Origin of the sequence: Neobacillus sp. B4I6, from assembly GCF_050434045.1 — a bacterium.
Taxonomy (GTDB): Bacteria; Bacillota; Bacilli; order Bacillales; family Cytobacillaceae; genus Neobacillus.
The window spans coordinates 4117362-4137595 of sequence record NZ_JBNPWB010000002.1 but is presented as its reverse complement, the minus strand read 5'-3'; the positions used below and the strand labels follow the sequence as shown (position 1 = coordinate 4137595).

20 protein-coding genes and 1 pseudogene are annotated in these 20234 nt (G+C 39.5%); 15 read left to right on the top strand and 6 right to left on the bottom strand.

Features of this window, described 5'->3' with window-relative positions; all coding sequences use genetic code 11:
* The first annotated feature begins 111 nt into the window (after positions 1-111).
* From QF028_RS22760 to QF028_RS22725, 8 genes and pseudogenes are all read left to right on the top strand, one after another.
* The gene (locus tag QF028_RS22760; RefSeq protein WP_429469106.1) at positions 112-1080 is read left to right on the top strand and encodes a sugar phosphate isomerase/epimerase family protein; all 969 of its coding nucleotides are present in this window, start codon (positions 112-114) and stop codon (positions 1078-1080) included.
* 106 nt (positions 1081-1186) lie between these two features.
* Entirely contained in the window at positions 1187-2857 is a 1671-nt protein-coding gene (locus tag QF028_RS22755) for a glycoside hydrolase family 13 protein (protein WP_429469103.1), read from the top strand.
* Between the two features lie 321 nt (positions 2858-3178).
* Positions 3179-4204 carry a LacI family DNA-binding transcriptional regulator gene (locus QF028_RS22750; protein ID WP_429469100.1) on the top strand — a complete coding sequence of 342 codons (1026 nt, stop codon included), beginning with the start codon at positions 3179-3181 and terminating at the stop codon, positions 4202-4204.
* A 118-nt stretch (positions 4205-4322) separates the two neighbouring features.
* Entirely contained in the window at positions 4323-5546 is a 1224-nt protein-coding gene (locus tag QF028_RS22745) for an ABC transporter substrate-binding protein (protein WP_429469097.1), read from the top strand.
* A gap of 136 nt (positions 5547-5682) precedes the next feature.
* Entirely contained in the window at positions 5683-6549 is an 867-nt protein-coding gene (locus QF028_RS22740) for a carbohydrate ABC transporter permease (protein ID WP_429472467.1), read from the top strand.
* Positions 6549-7370, top strand: a pseudogene (locus QF028_RS22735) (carbohydrate ABC transporter permease). The gene QF028_RS22740 and the pseudogene QF028_RS22735 overlap by 1 nt, the downstream one beginning before the upstream one ends.
* A 23-nt stretch (positions 7371-7393) precedes the next feature.
* Positions 7394-9589: an alpha-galactosidase gene (locus tag QF028_RS22730; RefSeq protein ID WP_429469094.1), complete on the top strand. Its 2196-nt coding sequence runs from the start codon at positions 7394-7396 to the stop codon at positions 9587-9589.
* 172 nt (positions 9590-9761) lie between these two features.
* Positions 9762-10031: a SemiSWEET transporter gene (locus QF028_RS22725; protein ID WP_429469091.1), complete on the top strand. Its 270-nt coding sequence runs from the start codon at positions 9762-9764 to the stop codon at positions 10029-10031.
* 83 nt (positions 10032-10114) lie between these two features.
* Here QF028_RS22725 and QF028_RS22720 read toward each other — a convergent pair whose 3' ends face one another.
* A complete protein-coding gene (locus QF028_RS22720) occupies positions 10115-10510 on the bottom strand; it encodes a hypothetical protein (RefSeq protein ID WP_429469088.1) in 396 nt (131 codons plus the stop codon).
* Between the two features lie 162 nt (positions 10511-10672).
* Positions 10673-11635 carry a DMT family transporter gene (locus QF028_RS22715; RefSeq protein ID WP_429472465.1) on the bottom strand — a complete coding sequence of 321 codons (963 nt, stop codon included), beginning with the start codon at positions 11633-11635 and terminating at the stop codon, positions 10673-10675.
* Between the two features lie 157 nt (positions 11636-11792).
* Between QF028_RS22715 and QF028_RS22710 the strand changes: the two genes are divergently transcribed.
* Together QF028_RS22710 and QF028_RS22705 are read left to right on the top strand one after the other, a co-directional pair.
* Positions 11793-12131: a rhodanese-like domain-containing protein gene (locus QF028_RS22710; RefSeq protein WP_429469085.1), complete on the top strand. Its 339-nt coding sequence runs from the start codon at positions 11793-11795 to the stop codon at positions 12129-12131.
* 11 nt (positions 12132-12142) lie between these two features.
* Positions 12143-13111, top strand: coding sequence for a bile acid:sodium symporter family protein (locus QF028_RS22705; protein WP_429469082.1), 969 nt, complete (start codon positions 12143-12145; stop codon positions 13109-13111).
* 80 nt (positions 13112-13191) lie between these two features.
* On the opposite strand, the gene QF028_RS22700 is transcribed toward QF028_RS22705, so the two are convergent.
* From QF028_RS22700 to QF028_RS22685, 4 genes are all read right to left on the bottom strand, one after another.
* Positions 13192-13404 (bottom strand): hypothetical protein, encoded by a 213-nt coding sequence (locus tag QF028_RS22700; protein ID WP_429469080.1) that lies wholly within the window; start codon positions 13402-13404, stop codon positions 13192-13194.
* A gap of 119 nt (positions 13405-13523) precedes the next feature.
* Complete coding sequence (locus tag QF028_RS22695) at positions 13524-13691, bottom strand: hypothetical protein (RefSeq protein ID WP_179195723.1); 168 nt, start codon at positions 13689-13691, stop codon at positions 13524-13526.
* 67 nt (positions 13692-13758) lie between these two features.
* On the bottom strand, positions 13759-15495 hold the full coding sequence (gene ade / locus QF028_RS22690; RefSeq protein ID WP_429469077.1) for an adenine deaminase: 1737 nt from the start codon (positions 15493-15495) through the stop codon (positions 13759-13761).
* 24 nt (positions 15496-15519) lie between these two features.
* On the bottom strand, positions 15520-15990 hold the full coding sequence (locus QF028_RS22685) for a nucleoside deaminase (RefSeq protein WP_088085680.1): 471 nt from the start codon (positions 15988-15990) through the stop codon (positions 15520-15522).
* Between the two features lie 400 nt (positions 15991-16390).
* Between QF028_RS22685 and QF028_RS22680 the strand changes: the two genes are divergently transcribed.
* From QF028_RS22680 to allB, 5 genes are read left to right on the top strand one after another with little or no spacing between them, the layout of a single operon-like run.
* Positions 16391-17032, top strand: coding sequence for an NTP transferase domain-containing protein (locus tag QF028_RS22680; RefSeq protein ID WP_429469074.1), 642 nt, complete (start codon positions 16391-16393; stop codon positions 17030-17032).
* Entirely contained in the window at positions 17005-17514 is a 510-nt protein-coding gene (uraD, locus tag QF028_RS22675) for a 2-oxo-4-hydroxy-4-carboxy-5-ureidoimidazoline decarboxylase (RefSeq protein WP_429469072.1), read from the top strand. Before QF028_RS22680 ends, uraD begins: the two co-directional genes overlap by 28 nt.
* 14 nt (positions 17515-17528) lie before the next feature.
* Complete coding sequence (pucL, locus tag QF028_RS22670) at positions 17529-18482, top strand: factor-independent urate hydroxylase (protein ID WP_429469070.1); 954 nt, start codon at positions 17529-17531, stop codon at positions 18480-18482.
* Positions 18479-18838: a hydroxyisourate hydrolase gene (gene uraH / locus QF028_RS22665; RefSeq protein WP_429469067.1), complete on the top strand. Its 360-nt coding sequence runs from the start codon at positions 18479-18481 to the stop codon at positions 18836-18838. The genes pucL and uraH overlap by 4 nt, the downstream gene beginning before the upstream one ends.
* Before the next feature lie 13 nt (positions 18839-18851).
* Positions 18852-20210 carry an allantoinase AllB gene (gene allB / locus QF028_RS22660; protein WP_429469064.1) on the top strand — a complete coding sequence of 453 codons (1359 nt, stop codon included), beginning with the start codon at positions 18852-18854 and terminating at the stop codon, positions 20208-20210.
* The last annotated feature ends 24 nt before the right edge of the window (positions 20211-20234 follow it).

The window sequence follows — 20234 nt, the reverse complement described above, 5'->3', positions numbered from 1 at the left end:
ATAAAGGGTGGTGGACCATATTGGGCCGCCATCTCTCTATTGATGTCTACAAGTTACCTATCACGGATCAATCGTATAAAGAGCGAGCAGTTATAGAGAGGGGAATTCATTATGAGACTTGGAGTTTTTACCGTATTATTCGCTGAAAAATCATTCGAGGAAATGCTTGATACAGTTAAAGAAGCCGGACTACATGCAGTTGAAATAGGAACGGGATGCTATCCTGGAAACAACCACTGTGATTTAGATGGGTTATTGGAAAGTGAAGAGGCTAGACGTGAGTATATCCAAAAGGTAGAGGAACGCGGACTGGTAATCAGTGCATTCAGCTGTCATGGAAACCCGATTTCTCCTGAAAAGGAATTTGCTAACAACTCGCATGAAACACTCTTAAAAACGATTAAACTTGCTTCGCTTCTCAATGTGCCGGTTGTTAACTGTTTTTCAGGAACAGCAGGAGATCATGAAGGGGCGAAATATCCAAATTGGCCTGTAACACCTTGGCCTAATGAATATGGAGACGTATTAAAGTGGCAATGGGAAGAAAAACTGATTCCTTATTGGAAGGAAGTTGGCCAATTTGCTAAGGAGCACAACGTGAAAATAGGACTTGAACTACACGGAGGTTTTTTAGTCCACACACCATATACACTCTTAAAGCTGCGTGAGGAAACCTGTGATGCCATTGGCGCTAACTTAGACCCAAGTCACCTATGGTGGCAGGGAATTGATCCAGTTGTAGCGATTAAAATTTTAGCAAAAGAAAATGCGATTCATCATTTTCATGCGAAAGACACATACATTGATCAGGAAAACGTGAATATGTATGGATTAACGGATATGCAGCCCTATGGAGAAGTGAAAACGAGGGCTTGGTCATTCCGTTCGGTTGGCTGTGGACATAGCCTCAAAGAATGGTCTGACATGATGAGTGCACTAAGAACCTATGGCTATGATTATGTGGTCAGCATTGAACATGAAGACCCAATTATGTCTATTAACGAAGGGTTCAATCGGGCAGTAACCAATTTAAAATCGATCTTAATTGAGGAGCCAGTTTCCCAAATGTGGTGGGTGTAATGATGAAGAATATACCAGTTGCCGTTAATCTTGAAGCAGTACTTAATACAGGAGAAGAAGCCGGTGTAGAGTGGTGGGTGGTCGTTGATCGAACTGAGGTGCACAAGTGAACAAAAAGTGGTGGAAAGAAAGTGTCGCCTATCAAGTCTATCCTAGAAGTTTCATGGACAGCAATGGGGACGGGATTGGTGATTTAAAAGGTGTAACCGCCAAATTAGATTACCTAAAAGAGCTAGGAATTGATGTAATTTGGCTGTCGCCGATGTATAAATCACCGAATGACGACAATGGTTATGATATTTCAGATTACCAGGATATTATGGATGAATTTGGAACGATGGCAGACTTTGATGAGTTGCTTGACGGAGTTCATCAGCGTGGAATGAAAATAATCCTGGATTTAGTCATCAATCATACGAGCGATGAACACCCTTGGTTTATTGAGTCACGATCCTCTAAGGACAACCCGAAGCGTGACTGGTACATTTGGAGAGATGGCCAAGATGGAAAAGCGCCGAACAATTGGGAGTCGATTTTCAGTGGGCCGGCTTGGAGATATGATAAAGAAACAGAACAGTATTTCATGCACATCTTCTCCGCACGTCAGCCTGATTTGAATTGGGAAAACCCTGAGGTAAGGGATGCATTATACGATATGGTCAACTGGTGGCTTGAAAAAGGAATCGACGGTTTCCGAGTAGATGCAATCTCTCATATAAAAAAAGAACCAGGATTCCCTGATATGCCTAACCCAGATCGTTTAGATTTCGTCCCTTGCTTTCCTAAAATGATGAATGTCGATGGAATTGATGAGTTTCTCACAGAATTCACTCAAAAAACCATTAAAAACTATGACATCATGACCGTTGGGGAGGCAAATGGCGTCGGGCTTAATGAAGCTGATCAATGGGTGGGTGAAGATAACGGCTATTTCAATATGATTTTCCAATTCGAGTTTTTAGACTTATGGGATAAGGATGCAGAAGGATCCATTGACGTTCGTAAATTAAAAAAGGTTTTAACCAAATGGCAGACAGGTTTGGAAGGCAGAGGATGGAATGCCTTATTTATTGAAAACCATGATCAACCGCGACGGGTTTCTAGCTGGGGAAATGACCGGGAGTTTTGGAAAGAGAGTGCTAAAATGCTAGGGGCGCTATATTTCCTAATGAAAGGGACTCCATTTATTTACCAGGGTCAGGAAATTGGGATGACGAACGTCCAATTCCCGTCTATTCATGATTACAACGATGTTGGCATGATTAACTATTATCATGTTGAAACTGCAAAAGGGCGTTCCCATGATGAAATTATGAAGGTCATTTGGGAAAAGGGGCGAGACAATGCTCGGACGCCGATGCAATGGGACTCATCTAACATGGGAGGATTCACTACCAGCGATCAAACATGGCTCGGTGTGAATCCAAACTTCATAGAAATAAATGTAGAATCACAATTAAACGATCCTGACTCGATTTTATCTTTTTATAAAAAATTGATTCGCTTAAGAAAAGAGAATCCCGTGTTTGTTTATGGTACTTACAACTTAATAGCTGCGAATCATCCGAAACTGTTTGTGTATATTCGCAGCTTAGGTAAGCAAAAGGTACTTGTTATTAACAATTTTAGTGAAAAAACAACCAGGTTTCGTGTCCCAGGTAGTTTATCTTATTCCACTTCTGACCTTATCCTTAACAATTATGAAGTTGTGGGTAAGAAATTACGGAGAAATTTCACATTAAAACCTTATGAAACAAGGGTATATATACTGAAGTAAAACTTGGGGGCATTTGCCCCTTTTTTCATTTTTGAGAGACCTATAAATATTGGGATTTAATGAATGATGAATAAATAATTAAACAAAGAACAAATTAATATTATGTATTTTTTAAAGGTAAAATGAACTAGTCATTTTACCTTTTTTTATTTTAGTAAACATGAGGCTATTATTAAGTTACGTTAACTTAAGAAAAAATGATTATTTTTAGAAAAAATTGATTTTTTTAAAATTTAAATTGATTGAAAGCGCATAACATGGTATATTATTAATATAAATTTAGTTAACTTAACTAAACAAAATAAAGTTGTAGGTGAGTATATGGCAACGATTAGAGATATAGCCGAGCATGCCAGTGTTTCAACGGCAACCGTATCTAGAATACTAAACAATGACCCTACTCTTTCTGTATCCGAGGATACGAGGAAAAGGGTCATCGAAATCGTCAATGAGCTAAATTATAAACCATTGAGAAAAAAAAGTGGAAAAGCGGATAAACCAATAGAAACATTTAATATTGGCCTGATCATGTTGAACGATGAAACTATTGACCCGTACTTTCAGTCAATACGGCTGGGAGTGGAAAACACCTGTAATCAATATTCCTTTAATATCGCCTCGACATTTATGGTTGGTAAAAGCAACATAACAGCAGAGAGCTTAAGTGGTTTGGATGGTCTTATTGTTATGGGGGACGTTGATATTAAAGATTTAAAAGAAATTTACTATGAAAATAATAATATCGTTGCAGTAGACTATCTTCCGCAAGATTTGAATGTGGATGTTGTAATTTCAGATTTTGAAGGCGCTACCCATCAAGTTTTGGAGCATTTAATTGGTCTTGGTCATATTGATATTGCCTATTTAGGCGGAAGAGGAATGGTCTATGGTGTGAATAGTAATATAACACTTGAAAAAGAGGATACAAGGAAAAGTGCATTCGAAAAAATAATGAAAGAGAAGGGCTACTATAACCCGGCTAAAGTATTTGAAGCAGATTGGGGCCCATCCAGTGGTCACTTATTAACGAAGCAATTAGTAGAAAGTGGGCAGATGCCAAGTGCAATTGTTGTTGGAAGTGATCCAATGGCATTGGGTGTCCTTCGTGCTTTGCATGAAGCAGGGATCAAAGTTCCCGAAGAAGTTTCGGTTTTTAGCTTTGATGATATCGAAGCTGCTGCCTATATGAATCCGCGCCTTTCTACTGTGAAAGTACATGGCAATGAAATGGGGAAAACCGCTGTGAAGCTTCTATATGATCGTTTAAAAGGGAGAACCCTACCACTGAAGGTTACTCTACCAACAGAATTAGTTTTACGTGATAGTGTCAGCGCAAAAAAACAATAAAACGGGTTCAAGGAGGGAGATGGGAGTGATTATCAGCAAATTCTGTAATCGCTGCCAATCCTTTCATTAAATAAAGTTTTCATAAAATGAAAATCTATCAAAATATGGGGGATTCTCGATGAAAAAATCAATCTCGTTAGTTGCAACTGGTATGATCGCGCTTTCTGTTCTTGCAGGGTGTGGCAGTAAGGAAGCTACAGGTGGTTCAAATGGAAAGGTGAAAATTGAATTTTTAGAGTACAAATCTGAAGCAAAAGGTACATTTAGTGAATTAGCCAAAAAATTTGAAAAAGAAAACCCCAATATTGATATTGTTGTTACTAATCCACCGGATTCTGTAACCGTGTTAAAAACGCGGGTAGCCAAACGTGATCTTCCTGATGTTATTGGGATGGGCGGGGATGTATCCTATGCAGAGATTTCAAAGGCAGGAGCTTTGAAAGATGTTTCGAAAGACAGCGCATTAAATGACATTCAGCCAGCGTATATTGACATGTTAAAGGATATTTCAAAACAGGACAAAGTATATGGAATTCCCTATGCAGCAAATGCCAATGCAGTAATATATAACAAAACTATTTTCAAAGAATTAGGCATTGAAGTACCAACAACATGGGAAGAATTTATCGCGGCAGCGGAAAAAGTTAAAGCTGCAGGAAAAATTCCATTTTACTTTACCTTTAAAGATGCTTGGACAGCCTTACCTGCTTACAATGTTCTCGCAGCAAACACACAGGGAGATGACTTCTTTAAAAAGTTAGATAAGGGAGATACGAAATTTGCAGAAGGGCACAAGGAAGCAGCTGAAAAGCTATTAACCCTGCTCGAATTTGGCCATAAAGATCAGAATGGTAAAGCGTATAATGATGGAAACGTAGCCTTTGCAAAAGGTGAGTCTGCTATGTATCTTCAAGGTATTTGGGCGATTCCAGAAATTAAAAAAGCAAATCCAAACATTGAGGTAGGCGTATTCCCTTACCCAATTGGTGACTCAAAAGTTGTATCAGGTGTAGATTTATTACTTGCTCAATCTGCGACTACTGAGCATCCGAAAGAAGCTAAAAAGTTTATTGAATTTCTTTTGAGTGATGAAAATATGAAAGAATATCTTACACAGCAAAACGCCTTTTCAGCTAAAACAGGTATCGTACAGGAAGCACCTGAGTTAGAAGGACTAAAAGCAAGCTTTGAAAAAGGTGCTGTTGTTGACTTCCCTGACCACTATGTACCTACTGCTGTAGCCCTTGAAAAACAATTGCAAGTACTAACACAGAAAAAAGATGTTAATCAATACTTGAAAACTCTAGATACTGAATGGGAAAAGGTAGCTAACCGTAAATAATAATTTAATCATGGAGAAATTGGGGGAATCCTAATTTCTCCATCTTTATAAAGGAGTGAAAGAAGTGAGTAAGGAAGATTTGGCGTTAAAAAATGGGAGTATTCCTTCTGCTAGGATAAAAGAAAAGAAGAAAACTATGAAACTCAAAAACGTACCGTTTTATTTAATGACAGTGCCTGCGCTTCTTCTTTTCGCTATTTTTCATACATATCCAGCTCTTCAAGGTATTTATTATTCATTTACAAACTGGGACGGCTTAGGTTTCACTTACGACTTTGTCGGAATAAAAAATTACGTAAACTTATTTAAAGACCTAAATATTCTAAACTCTTACTTATTTACCTTTAAATTTGCAATTATTTCAACGATTCTCGTAAATATTTTAAGTCTATTAATCGCGATAGGGTTAAACGCAAAAATTAAAGGAAAGAACTTTTTTCGAGCAACATACTTCTTACCAAATGTACTCGGAGTACTAATTGTAGGATTTATTTTCAATTTTATTTTTTCAAATGTTATCCCAAATTTAGGCGATAAGCTAGATATTGGGTTCCTTTCTATCAATATATTAGGCAGTGACAAGTTTGCCTGGTTAGGAATCGTCATTGTAGCTGTATGGCAGGCATGTGCGTTCAATGTGATTTTATATTTATCAGGTTTACAAACCGTTCCATCTGAACTATATGAAGCATCGAGCCTTGATGGGGCCAATAAATGGCAGGAATTCTGGAAGATTACCTTCCCGATGATCGCGCCATTCTTTACTATCAATATGGTACTTTCAATGAAAAACTTCCTTATGGTCTTTGACCAGATTGTAGCTTTAACAGGCGGCGGACCAGGACGAGCGACGGAATCGATTTCGCTATTAATTTATAAAGGCGGATTTCAGGGGGGAGAGTTCGCCTACCAATCAGCCAACTCCGTTATCTACTTTATTGTGATTGTTGTCATCTCTGTAATTCAAATTAAGGTACTCCAAAAAAGGGAGATGGATATGTAATGTTGAAACAAAAAACGAACTGGCCCGTTACCATTTTAATTGCATTAGGGTCCTTATTCATACTTTTCCCGTTGTATATTGCCGTTTCTATTGCTTTAAAAACACCGGACGAGATGGCGCAATCGGTACTTACTCTTCCAACAGGGCTTCATTTTGAGAATTTTGCCAAGGCTATCGAAGCGACAAACTTTTTTGCCGCTTTCAAAAATAGTGCCTTGATTACGGTAGTTACGGTGGTTTTTACAATCTTAACAAATTCAATGGTCGCTTTTGCGATCGCGAGAAATATGGATAAGAAATTTTTTAAAGGACTGTACTACTATTTTGTCAGCGCCATGTTTATCCCATTTCCGATTATTATGCTTCCGCTGGTAAAACAGACGGCCGCCTTTGGCATGGATAACCAAGGCGGACTAATCTTTTTATATATAGTTTAGGGAGCCGCATTAAATATCTTTATTTACGCTGGTTACATCCGCTCAATACCAAAGGAACTAGAGGAAGTGGCTATCGTAGACGGATGCGGTACATGGGGAGTATTTTGGAAAGTGATTTTCCCGCTGTTAACTCCGATTAATGCAACAGTTGGAATTCTGACATGCTTATGGGCTTGGAACGACTTTATGCTGCCATTGATCATCTTAAATGATCCAGCAGATGCGACTCTTCCTTTGGTTCAATATATTTTCCAGTCTGAGTTTGGTACGGACTTTAATTTAGCATTTGCATCATACCTATTAGCTTTATCACCAATGGTCATTGTCTACATCTTAGCACAGAAATGGATTATCGGCGGTGTGGTAAAGGGAGCTATTAAATAGCAGTTAAGGAGTTGAAGTTTTTCATGGGAATCCAATTTGATTCAAAAAATAAAACGTTTCATTTGCAGGCCAAGGATACAAGTTATGTCATGGAAATTCTCCATGAAGGATATTTGGTGCACCTTTATTGGGGCCGAAAAATCAACACCTATCGTCATTCTAATTTTCTGCAGTTTTTAGATCGCGGTTTCTCAGGAAACCCTTATCAGCATAAAGATGACAGGACTTTCTCCTTGGATACACTTCCGCAAGAGTATCCACAGTATGGGAATACAGATTTTAGGAAGCCTGCTTATCAAATCCAGCTCGAAAACGGTTCAACCATTACTGATCTAAGATACCAAACCCATTCGATTTTTAAGGGGAAAGCTCCTTTGGAGGGGCTGCCTGCAACGTATACAGAGTGTGACAACGAGGCGGAAACGCTCGAAATTACAATGGAAGATTCCTTAATCGGCCTGAAAGTGATCCTAAGTTATACCGTCTTCGAGCAGTTTAATGTCATTACACGTTCCGTACGATTTATAAATGAGGGGAGTCAGTCACTAAAGTTGGTAAGTGCGCACAGTCTCTGTGTTGATTTCAGGGATGCAGATTTTGAGTTTTTACATCTTCATGGTGCCCATGTAAAGGAACGACATATTGAACGATTGCCGCTCATGAATGGAATTCAGTCAGTTGAAAGCACAAGAGGTGCCAGCAGTCATCAGCATAATCCTTTTATTGCATTGTTAAGGAAAGGCACAACAGAAGATTCAGGAGAAGTATATGCCTTTAACTTTGTATACAGTGGTAATTTCCTGGCGCAGGCGGAAGTGGACCAATTTAGGAACACGAGAGTCACTATGGGAATCAATCCCTTTGATTTTAACTGGAAGCTTGAACCTAATGAAGCCTTCCAAACACCAGAAGTTGTTATGGTATACTCATCAGAAGGTGTAGGCAGTATGTCAAGGACGTTTCATGAGTTGTATCGTACGCGCTTAGTGAGAGGCAATTACCGGGATAGAGAACGCCCAATTTTAGTGAACAACTGGGAAGCAACTTATTTTGATTTTAATGCGGACAAGATTTTGGATATTGCCGAAACAGGACGTGAGTTAGGAATCGAATTGTTTGTCTTAGATGATGGGTGGTTTGGTAAGAGAAATGATGATAAATCTTCATTGGGAGATTGGTTTGTTGATCGCCAGAAACTTCCCGAAGGTTTGAATCATCTCGCTCTTCGTGTTAAGGAGTTGGGATTGGATTTTGGACTATGGTTTGAACCGGAAATGGTTTCTGTTGACAGTGATCTATACCGTGAACATCCAGATTGGTGCCTACATGTTCCAGGGCGCAATCGTTCGGAGAGTCGTAATCAATTAATACTCGATTTCTCAAGGGAGGATGTCTGCTATGAAATTACAAAGAGAGTTTGTAATATTTTAGCAAGTGTCCCAATCTCATATGTGAAATGGGATATGAACCGCCATATGACCGAAATAGGTTCGGCTGCTCTTCCTCCTGAAAGACAAAGAGAGACAGCGCACCGTTATATGCTTGGATTATATAAGGTGATGGAATCTATCACATCTTCCTTCCCACATGTTCTATTTGAAAGCTGCTCGGGAGGAGGAGGAAGATTTGATCCGGGAATGCTCTATTACATGCCTCAGACATGGACAAGTGACAATACAGATGCTGTCTCAAGGTTAAAAATTCAATATGGCACAAGTCTTGTTTACCCGATTGTTACCATGGGTTCACACGTATCTGCTGTTCCGAATCATCAGGTTCATCGCAGTCCTTCTATACAGATGCGTGGCGATGTAGCGATGTCTGGGAATTTAGGCTATGAGCTTGATTTATCGAATCTATCAGTGGATGAAAAGGAAATTGTCAAAGAGCAAGTTTCTCACTATAAGGAAATTCGTCAATTAATCCAGTTTGGTGATTTTTATCGATTGCAAAGTCCATTTGAAGGAAATGAGACATCTTGGCTTTTCACTACTAAGGACAAGACAGAAGCAATCGTCTATTATTTCCGGGTTTTGGCAGAACCAGCTGCACCAACTGCAGTTTTAAGGCTAAAGGGAATTGATCATTCAAAACAATATCGAGTTGACGGTACTGATCAAGTATTTGGCGGGGATGAACTCTCTTATGTTGGACTAGCTATTCCGGTGGAAATAAAGGGAGACTTTCAAAGTTTTGTTTGGCATTTGAAAGAACTATAGTTTTTGATAGTTAAAGTCCATAAATAGGTATAAGGGAACGATGAAAACCAATGTGTTAAATGGCTTCATCGTTTTTCTTTTTGGTAGTAAAAAAAGTGAGGGAGGAGTAGCCAATTTAATAAAATTAGATTCAAGGACTTTAAACGATATATGGAGATAAGGAGACAAAAGAATGCAGGAGCTCGTTCCACTTTTTGGCTATGTTGCAGCTATTTTAACCACCCTTTCATTCCTGCCACAGGCAATTAAAACCATCAAAGAGAAAAATACAGAAGGAATATCATTAGTCATGTACAGCTTGTTCACTAGCGGAGTTTTAATGTGGCTGTTGTATGGACTATTTGTAAACGATATTCCAATAATTGTTGCAAACGCTGTAACGTTAATTTTAGCTGTAACAATATTAACTTTAAAAATTAAATATAGTGCAAATGCTAATTAATACAAAAAAGACGATTCGGAGCCGAAGCGTCTTTATTCATGTTTGTTACTCTAAATATAAATCCGTTTAGTCGTTTTCAACTATTAAATTCCCCATTTCATGGACACCTTTAAAGTGCAGCAGCTGGCAGGATTATTTTGGTTTGGTTGTGTGGTAAGTTCGAAGATGACGCCACTTGGCGTAAATGTAGTTATCACAGGGACTTTTAATCCGACGGTACTGATTAAATGATCAACATCCGCTTTTTTTCCTTGCTGGGCAGCACTCATCATTTTTCGAGCGAAACCTAAATCCCCTAAGCGATCTAGCAAAATACTTCCTTGAGCCATTAATAGTCGAAATGACTTGACTGAGTTTTCAAATATTTTAACATCTACTGGCGGATAACTCCTTGGAATTGGTTGGAATTGATACCCCATTTGAGGTGGGTAAACGGGCAATGGAGGATAGATTTGATATTGATATGGGTAATAATACATTGTTACTCTCCTTCCATAGTTAAAACACAAGCCAGAATAGGATATGATATTTTCACGGTTTTTGTTACCTAGAAATGAAAACGCGTTTGAATTAGAAATCCTTGCGCTTTTCGGTATTAATGGATATAAAAACAAAAAAATGTGACCCAGATTTGAGTCACATTAATTGAAGTCTTTTGTCTTATTTAAAAAAATTAATTTCTTTTTAAGTTTTGATTGATAAAGGAATTCCTCTAGAGCACCTGAGCCAAATAAAACACCAAAGAGTATGAAGATAAAACCAAAGATTTGTAATGAAGTAATTTGTTCGTCGAGAAAAATAACGGCACCGATTAGCGAGAAGAAGGGATTTAGGTTGATGAAAATGGCTGATTCTGCTACGCCAACTTTACCTAGTGCAGGGTTATAAATCATATGTCCAAGTGCCGTAGCGATAACTGCTGAGGCAAGGAAAATCATCCAAACTTCAAAAGTCCCGTGAACAAGTCCTTTTAATCCGTTAGGTTCTTTAAATAGACTAATGATAAATAAAATGACGGAACCGATTACTAGCATATAGCCAGTCATCAAGCGTGGGTCCAGCGTCTTGGAAACTTTTTTTATTATTATAAAACGGAATGCTTGCGTGAAAATTGCGAGGAAAACATAAAAATCCCCTATGGAGACGCCACTTACCCCGCCACTTCCTAAAACAACAATTAAGGTAACACCTGTAAAACCCATAATAATTCCTAACAAACGTATGAAAGTAATCTTAATTCCTAATAAGATAAAGGCGACAATAGTTGTTAGTAATGGACCAAGGCCTAAAATAAGACCCCCGTTAGATGCAGATGTTTTTGACAATCCTAGCGATAGAAAGAAATGGTGACAAACCACGTTAAAAAAGCCTGCCAAAAAAATATAACGAATCTCTTTTCTGGTTGGAAGCCTGACTTTCTTTAAAAAACCAAGGATGATAAATACGCTTATACCCGCTGTGAAAACTCTTAGTGCTGTAATCGTCACAGGCAGGAAGGTCGTAACGATAATTTTAGTCGCAATGACATTAAGTCCCCATGCTGCCATTACAAACACTAATAGCATGTATATCTGATATTTTTGAGCTTTAGCCAACAGCTTCACTTCTTTCTGTTTCATATACAAAGTAAATAGATTGCAATTATTATACAACTTCATTGATCTTTTGACATGTATATTTTTCGGTTTTCGAAGGGATTTTTGGGAACATGGATTAAAATGAAAAGAAAGTGTGGTATTCTTTGTAATGGGGGTGCATTCAATGACAATTAATAAAATAACGCCAAAAGAGCTCCATGAAAGGCTTCAAGGTGAAGAAAAATTAGTTCTTCTTGATGTTCGGGATAAAGAAAAATACAATCAATTTCATATAGAAGAAAGTTGTAACGTACCGAAATCAGTAATTTTTGGCCTTGAAGAGTCTGGTGAAATCACACTGCAGTCCTTACCCAAGGGCCAAGAAATGATCGTGACTTGCACTACGGGGAATTCGGCAACGAAATGTGCACAGATTCTGGACGCTCATAATTATCAAGTGACGATTCTAGACGGAGGAATTACTGCTTGGAAGGCATATTTAAGTTCGCTTAGAAACGAATAGGGAGAGACTATATGCTGCAAAAGTTGAATAAACAACTAGAAAGAATCATGCCATTAATTACCCCGGTGGGTGTATTGACTGGAGTATTGTTCAGTGGCCATCTTAAGGACTTTTCATATTTAATTCCTTGGATTTTTGCTTTTATGACCTTCGCTGGGAGTTTAAGTTCCAATTTCCATTCATTAAAAGAGGTAATCGTTCATCCGTTTCCAATTTTTATTGCAATGGCAATCCTTCATGTCCTCATGCCAATTTGGGCCTGGGGTGTAGGTCATGTCGCCTTTTCTGGTGATGTTTACACGATTACCGGACTTGTCTTGGGAATGGTCATTCCAACAGGAGTGACAAGCTTTATGTGGGTAGCCATTTACAAAGGAAACATTCCATTAGTCTTATCGATCATTTTAATTGATACCTTGCTTTCACCAATCATTGTTCCATATTCGCTATCGTTATTTATAGGTGAAAAAATTGAAATGGACTTTATCAGTATAGTGAAAGGTCTATTGGGAATGGTGGTCATTCCTTCCTTGATTGGGATGTACTTAAACCAAGTTACAAAGGGGAAAATTAAAGACCAATTAGGGACACGGCTTGCTCCTTTTTCAAAAATTAGCCTTGGATTTGTGGTCATGCTTAATGGGGCAGTAGTCGCACCCTATTTAAGAGAGCTTAACCTTAAACTAGTGAGTATAACCTTAACGGTCTTCTTGATTGCGCTGACTGGTTACTTGTTTTCATTTTTAATTGGTCGATTTTTTAATGGTGGACGAGACAACGTCATTTCGCTGACATTCACTGGCGGGATGAGAAATATCAGTGCTGGGGCAGTTATAGCTATTACTTACTTCCCAGCTGCAGTTGCGGTACCAGTAGTGGTTGGGATGTTATTTCAGCAAATACTTGCCTCGTTAAATGGGCATTTTCTCAATCGTTACTATAATAAAAATGTGGAAAAGCAAGAATCGGTTGCAATGTAAAACGATGTTTAAAAAAGAAATCCCCTCGGAATTATTTGCGAGGGGATGTTTTTATGAGGGAATTCCCTCAAAAGAGCCGATTACTTTGTTGCATACTTGATAATTCCGGATAAATAAACGGAGCAGTCTCGTTGGACAACTTCTCTCATTTTTATTTTTCCGTCATGTACTAATTCTCTAACCAAGCCTTCAATAAGTTTTTCATCTTCTTTAACAGCCTTTGGAATCTCAATTGAAAATAAATTACTCCGACTGGCGTAGTGTAGATTTTTTAATAATTCAGCTTTATTCATTGGACAACCCCTTTACCTTATCTTCGACATGAAGGGGGCGTTCTCCTTTGAATTAATACAATTATCTCCATTCACAAGGATTTCAGCAGTAAAAATCTTCTTTTTCAATGGAATGGAAATTATTCTTTCGTTAGTTCTTCTTCAAAGAAAAAGGTATTCGGATGTTCATTGACAATATAAGAGTACCTTTTCATGTTTTTCACATATTGAGATTTATTGATTGTTACTGATTCACCCGAAGAACGAATATTTACTTCATCACCCTCATTAAATATACTTTTCTTCATTTTCCCATCCTTTCAAACCAGGGTGTTTTCTTCTTTCCAGCACCTTTGCTGGATATTTTATTATTTCCTAAGCATCGAGATCTATATGCTCAAACTTACTAATCTGGAACAAACCCTTATCAGTTAACTTAAGTTCCGGTATGACAGGAAGTGTTAAAAACGAAATCGTTAAAAATGGGTTGAAGTGGTCGTGTGCACCTAGTTTTTTGAGGGCAAGATTTATCTCATTTAAACTGGAATAAACCTCTTGATACGGGCGATCTGACATTAACCCTGCGATGGAAAGTCTTAATGAGGCAATCACTTCGCCTTGATTGACAACAACTAGACCCCCTTGGATATCTTTGATCGCTTTGGAAGCAACTACCATATCCAAATCGGTTGTTCCGGCAATAATAAGATTATGGGAATCGTGAGCAATGGTGGTTGCAATCGCACCGGATTTTAAACCTAAACCTTTGACAATACCTAATCCAATTTCATTTTTCATATGATGGCGCTCAATCACGGCCAGCTTTAATTGGTCTTTTATGATAGAGGGTTGAAATATCCCTGAATCACTAGCATTAACTTTTTCAATAATATGACGCGTTACAAGACTATTGGGGATAATTTCAATAATATTTGCTTTGTTCGTTTTTAATGGAATTTGGAAATGATTTTCCGTTAATTCATGAAAACGAACTGAATTTTTTAACCGGTCTGTTTCAACCAAGGAATGGTCCTGTGATTCAATAATAAGCCGTCCATTCTCAACAACGGCAATCCCATCTTTATAAACGGTTGTAATAGTAATGTTCTCAAGGTCATCAAACAGGAAGAAATCCGCTTTGTATCCAGGTGCAATCGCACCCTTAGCCTCCAGCCCAAAGCATTCTGCTGCATTAATGGTTGCCATTTGTATCGCTGTTATGGAAGATATACCTGAGGCGATAGCCAGCCTTACGTTGTGATCGATGCTGCCATCGTGGATAAGGTCGTCTAAATGCTTATCATCCGTTACAAATAAACATCTTCTTGCATTTCGCTCATTGACGATGGGAATTAATTGTTGTAAGTCTTTTGCCACCGTACCTTCGCGAATCATTAGGTACATTCCTCTTCTGAGACGTTCTTTTGCTTCTATTGCTGTTGTACTTTCATGATCTGTTCGAATGCCTGCTGCCAGATACACATTCAAATCATTGGCCGATAACCCCGCCGCATGGCCGTCAATTTTTTTGCAAGATTGTTTTGCTGTTAGGATTTTTTCAAGCATGTCGTCCTCAGCCTTTAGAACTGCTGGGAAATTCATGACTTCAGCTAATCCTAAGACTCGTGGCTGCTGATAAAAGGGTTTTAGATCTTTTGCATTAAGAGTAGCGCCGGAATTTTCAAATTCGGTCGCAGGAACACATGAAGGAAGCATGAAGAAAAAGTCAAACGGTAAGTTTTCAGAGGAATCAAGCATGTATTGTATCCCCTCAGCGCCTAATACGTTGGCAATTTCATGTGGGTCTGCAATGATGGTAGTTACCCCGTGCGGAAGAAGAACCTTTGCAAATTCATTTGGAGTGACCATTGAGGACTCAATATGAACATGACCATCGATAAAAGCAGGGGATATATAGCGGCCATTTGCATCAATCACCCTATTCCCCTCATAATCACCTATACCGGCAAAGTATCCATCAACAATCGCAATGTCTCCATCAATAATTTCTCCATTAAAGACATCGATAATTTTTCCATTTTTAATGACCGTATCCGCTGGCTCTCTTTTAGATGCTACAGAGATTCGTCTCTTTAACTGATTTGCCTCCATAGGACAACATCCTTTTCTGTCATATTAATACTCTACTTTATCTTGTGAATTCTCCCATGTTCTAAACGGAATATCTCCATCTGGTGGAAAAATCTTTTTCATAGGTATTTTTCGATATTCGATGGGGAGGGAGAGTTGATCATAAATAAATTGATCATCAAACCCTATTTTCGCTGCATCTTGTTTGGTGCAAGCATAATAAACAGCCTTGGGGCGTGCCCAATAAATGGCGCCGATGCACATTGGACAAGGTTCACAGCTGGTATAGATTTCACAATCGTTAAGCTGAAAGTCGTTTAAATTCCGGCAGGCATCGCGAATGGCTTGGACTTCGGCATGTGCAGTGGGATCGTTTGTCCCGGTTACTTCATTTCGGCCGATTCCAATGACCTTTCCGTCCTTGACGACGACCGCTCCAAATGGTCCCCCTTGCTTCGTCAAAACATTATTTAGCGCTAGTTCAATTGCCTTTTCCATAAAGTGAGAATCTGTCATACAACCTCTCCATTCCAGTTAATTAATTTAAAATACATTATTCTACATGATGATTACAATTGCTCAATTGTTGTAGGTATATCTAACATATTTTTTTATAAAATAGCTCTGGTTACTTTCCTGTTGATTTCGGTTCCAAGCAACAATTTTTCCATGTTAGATAATATGACATTAGTGTAGATACTATTTCCTCTTTTGGATATTATGGTGAAAAAAGATAACATATGCTTTGTTAGTAATGTTCGTCTATCTACTGTAAATCTACCCAGTATCAGAAAATTGAAAAAGAACCTGGGTGTATTTTGGGAGGTCTATCAATATATATAGTGTTAGGTAACTCGGAATGAATAGGGGGTCAAGATGGAAGGGATTCAAAAAAGGCATCAAAAGGTGGTTTCTCTTGAAGGATAACGACGGAGTCATCGCAGTCTATCTTGCGGCGGGTAAGAGCCGCCGGATGGGAGTTAATAAGCTGGTACTCCCTTGGGGGCAGAAAACTGTTGGTAATTCAGCCTTAGAAAAGGCAGTGAATTCCAAACTGGACTATACGATTGTGGTGACAAGGGAAGAGGATACGCTCAACTGGATAGATGGAACCCTTTTCAGAACCCCCCTCCGAGAACGCTGGAAAGCTTTGAGATGCCGTGATGCTGATAAAGGGCAGGCACATTCCTTGCAATGTGGATTGTTTGCAGCCATGGAAATGGAACCGAAAGGAATCATGATCCTTCTCGCTGATCAACCTCTCTTACCCGTAGGAATTATCAATGATTTGGTTATACGATACCTGAAGGTACATCAGGAAAATAAAAATGTTCCGTTTATAGCGGCTAGCTTTCAGGGGATTCCGAGACCGCCCATTATTTTTTCGCCAAAGGTGGTTCCTGATTTACTGAAACTAGAGGGGGATGAAGGGGCACGACAGCTTTTTAAAAAGGAAAAATTAACTGGCATACTAGTTAACTATGAGAACGGTTGGGACTTTTTTGACGTCGATACCAAAGATGAATATGAATGGCTGAAAGGGTGTGGGCGCGAGTGATGGAAGTGAATCAAATGAACAGAGAGGAGTTTGTGAGTAAAGTAGGCTGGGTGTTTGAGCACTCCCCGTGGGTGGCTGAGAAGGCATGGGAGAGTATGCCCTTTCAATCTCGTGAGGAACTCTTACAAACAATGGTGAAGGTTGTGAAAAATGCAGAAGCAGCCTTGCAATTGGCTCTGCTTCGTGCCCATCCGGATCTGGGTACTAGATTAAAAATATCAGAGGTTTCGCAAAAGGAGCAAGCTGGAGTAGGTCTTGATCGGCTCTCGAAGAATGAACATAGTGAGTTTGTTTCACTCAATCAGAGGTATGTCGAGCAATTTGATTTTCCTTTTATTATGGCAGTGAAGGGCCAAAGCAAGGAAACAATTCTTACAGCGATGAAAGAACGTGTAGGCAATACCTATGATCAAGAATTCCTGACAGCTTTGGATGAGGTCTATAAAATTGCAGGGTTCCGCTTAAATGATGTTATTCAATAAAGGGGGATGATGATATGCAAAGAACGATGCGCTACGGAAAAGCAGATGTTTGGGTTTATCGTACCTACGCAGCCCCATTAACAGGAGTCCGTCCGATTCCTGAATCAGCCTTTACGGGCCGAAGCAATATACTGTTTGGAATGAATGTTAAGGTGGCAGGAGAAGGCGAAGCCTTCTTATCGTCGTTTAAAGAGGGGGATAATACATTAGTTGTGGCAACCGATTCGATGAAAAATTTCATTCTAAAACATGCTGGCGATTATGAAGGTTCAACACAAGAAGGATTCCTAGAATTTGTCGCCCGCCGTTTCCTTGAAACGTATCCTCAAATGAGTGCTGTCGATATCTCTAGCGAACAAATCCCATTTGACGAGCTCCCAGTGCCAACGAAAGATAGTTTTGAACCGAGTCCATTCGTATTCCGCTATTCATTAAATGAACAATCGGTGGCTCAAGTTGAAGTGAAACGCTCTGGAGAAAAGATCATCACAGCCGATCATCTCAGCAGTTTGAAGGGACTAAAGCTTTTAAAGGTACGTGGCAGCTCCTTTTATGGATTTGTGAAGGATGAATATACGACACTGCCAGAATCCTATGACCGGCCACTATTTATCTTTTTGAATATTGGGTGGCGCTATAACGATTTCGATGCTGCAAAGGGCAGTACCACAGATGGGTATGTCGCAGCAGAGCAAGTTAGAGATATTGCTTATACGGTTTTTCATGAAGAGAATTCTCCCTCCATTCAAAATCTTATCTACCGCATTGGTCTTCGTATATTAGAGCGTTTTCCACAGTTAGTGGAGGTTCACTTTGAATCCAATAACCGGACCTGGGAAACCGTTTTAGACGAAATTCCTGCCTCACAAGAAGGGAAAGTTTTTACCGAACCGCGTCCTCCGTATGGGTTTCAATGTTTTTCCATGACACGTAAAGATTTAGAAAATCCAGGGGAATCACCGAAATGACTGGAAAGGTAACTACCCATGTCCTTGATTTAAGTTTGGGAAAGCCGGCAAGTGGCGTCCTGGTGGAATTATGGCAAGTTATTCCAGACAACAAATTCGAATTCATTCAAATCAGCTATACGAATGAAGATGGCCGGGTCAATCAACCTCTCCTCGAAGGGGCATCCATGAAAAAGGGAGTTTATGAAATTCGTTTTCATGTTGGAGATTATTTCAGCAATCGCAGCATATTACTCGGAGATCCTTCGTTCCTAGATTGTGTCCCCATTCGCTTTGGCATTTCTGAACCCGCCTCCCATTATCATGTACCATTGTTGATTTCACCGGGTGGGTACAGTACGTATCGCGGGAGTTAAGGAGGGTCATAAGATGAAAGAACTTTGGGTGAAGAATGGGCTTGTTTTTACTGAGGAAGGCTTTCGAGAGGTAAATATTCGAGTCCTTGATGAGAGGATTGACTCCCTTGTAAAAAGTGAAGGAGAACCATTGAAAGAGGAAACGGATACGATTATTGATGCAAGCGGCTGTCTAGTGGTTCCAGGCTTTATTGATGCCCATGTCCATTTCAATGATCCAGGAAGAACGGATTGGGAAGGAATTGAGACAGGCAGCCGAGCTGCAGCTATCGGTGGAACGACTACCATTTTTGATATGCCACTGAATTGTGCACCTTCTGTTACTAATTTTAAGAATTTACTTGATAAAAAAGATTATTTAACCTCTATGTCACATGTTGATTATGCTCTTTGGGGCGGAATGACAGACACGAACCTCGCTAACCGGGAAGAACTCACTCAAATGAGTAAGGGGATTATTGCCTGGAAAGCATTTATGAGTGAGAGCGGGATTGAAGATTTCCGCTTTGTCTCACCTGATGGATTGAAACAAGCCATGCAGGCTGCAAAGGAGCATAAGAAGATTCTCGCTCTCCATGCGGAATGGGAAGAGGAGATTAATAAATTTACAGCTTTCTATAAGCATAGGGCCGGGATCAATGAACGAAAAGCCTTTCTCGCGAGCAGGCCCGTATCAGCGGAAGAGAGAGCGGTTAGTTATGCCTTAGAGCTTGCTTCCAAATACGGAACGGCCCTTCATTTTGTTCATATTAGTTCGGCGAAGGTAATCGGGCTCATAGAGCAAGCCAAAAAAAGCGGTGTAGATGTCACGGTGGAAACCTGTCCACATTATTTAATTTTTGATGAAGAGGATTTTATTAAAAGTGGTGCCATCCTCAAATGTGCACCGCCGCTAAGACCGCGCGAAGAGGTAGAGGGACTGTGGGACTGCATTCAGAGAGGCTGGATTGACACAATTGGCTCCGATCATTCCCCGTGTCTTTATTCGATGAAAGCAACGGATTCCATCTGGGATGCATGGGGAGGGATTCAAGGGGTTCAATTTACCTGGCTGGCCTTGCTTGATGAGGCCCTTAAACGGAGAATCAATCTTAAACAAATTTTACCATTAGGGACGTCGAATGTGGCTGAACGGTTTGGAATAGGAGACCGAAAAGGGCGAATTCGTCCCGGCTTAGATGCTGACCTTGTTTTGGTACGTTTAGATGAATCAACGATTGCTGATAAACAATCATTGGCTTTTCGAAATGCCTATTCACCATATGAAAATAGAGAGTTTTTACTTAAGGTGAAGAAAACGATTTTACGAGGAAAGTTCATTTATGATGATCAATCCGGGGTGATCCAGGAGAAAGTTGGTGTTTGCCTGTAAGTGGACACGCAGCAAAAAGGAGGA

Excerpts from the sequence above, each read along its gene's own strand:
- ade (WP_429469077.1), bottom strand. The coding sequence starts at position 15,495 with ATGGAGGCAAATCAGTTAAAGAGACGAATCTCTGTAGCATCTAAAAGA.
- QF028_RS22760 (WP_429469106.1), top strand. The coding sequence starts at position 112 with ATGAGACTTGGAGTTTTTACCGTATTATTCGCTGAAAAATCATTCGAG.
- QF028_RS22705 (WP_429469082.1), top strand. The coding sequence starts at position 12,143 with ATGCTGCAAAAGTTGAATAAACAACTAGAAAGAATCATGCCATTAATT.
- allB (WP_429469064.1), top strand. The coding sequence starts at position 18,852 with ATGAAAGAACTTTGGGTGAAGAATGGGCTTGTTTTTACTGAGGAAGGC.
- QF028_RS22725 (WP_429469091.1), top strand. The coding sequence starts at position 9,762 with ATGCAGGAGCTCGTTCCACTTTTTGGCTATGTTGCAGCTATTTTAACC.
- QF028_RS22730 (WP_429469094.1), top strand. The coding sequence starts at position 7,394 with ATGGGAATCCAATTTGATTCAAAAAATAAAACGTTTCATTTGCAGGCC.
- QF028_RS22700 (WP_429469080.1), bottom strand. The coding sequence starts at position 13,404 with ATGAATAAAGCTGAATTATTAAAAAATCTACACTACGCCAGTCGGAGT.
- QF028_RS22720 (WP_429469088.1), bottom strand. The coding sequence starts at position 10,510 with ATGTATTATTACCCATATCAATATCAAATCTATCCTCCATTGCCCGTT.
- pucL (WP_429469070.1), top strand. The coding sequence starts at position 17,529 with ATGCAAAGAACGATGCGCTACGGAAAAGCAGATGTTTGGGTTTATCGT.
- QF028_RS22695 (WP_179195723.1), bottom strand. The coding sequence starts at position 13,691 with ATGAAGAAAAGTATATTTAATGAGGGTGATGAAGTAAATATTCGTTCT.
- QF028_RS22750 (WP_429469100.1), top strand. The coding sequence starts at position 3,179 with ATGGCAACGATTAGAGATATAGCCGAGCATGCCAGTGTTTCAACGGCA.
- QF028_RS22685 (WP_088085680.1), bottom strand. The coding sequence starts at position 15,990 with ATGACAGATTCTCACTTTATGGAAAAGGCAATTGAACTAGCGCTAAAT.
- uraD (WP_429469072.1), top strand. The coding sequence starts at position 17,005 with ATGGCTGAAAGGGTGTGGGCGCGAGTGATGGAAGTGAATCAAATGAAC.
- uraH (WP_429469067.1), top strand. The coding sequence starts at position 18,479 with ATGACTGGAAAGGTAACTACCCATGTCCTTGATTTAAGTTTGGGAAAG.
- QF028_RS22710 (WP_429469085.1), top strand. The coding sequence starts at position 11,793 with ATGACAATTAATAAAATAACGCCAAAAGAGCTCCATGAAAGGCTTCAA.
- QF028_RS22740 (WP_429472467.1), top strand. The coding sequence starts at position 5,683 with ATGAAACTCAAAAACGTACCGTTTTATTTAATGACAGTGCCTGCGCTT.
- QF028_RS22745 (WP_429469097.1), top strand. The coding sequence starts at position 4,323 with ATGAAAAAATCAATCTCGTTAGTTGCAACTGGTATGATCGCGCTTTCT.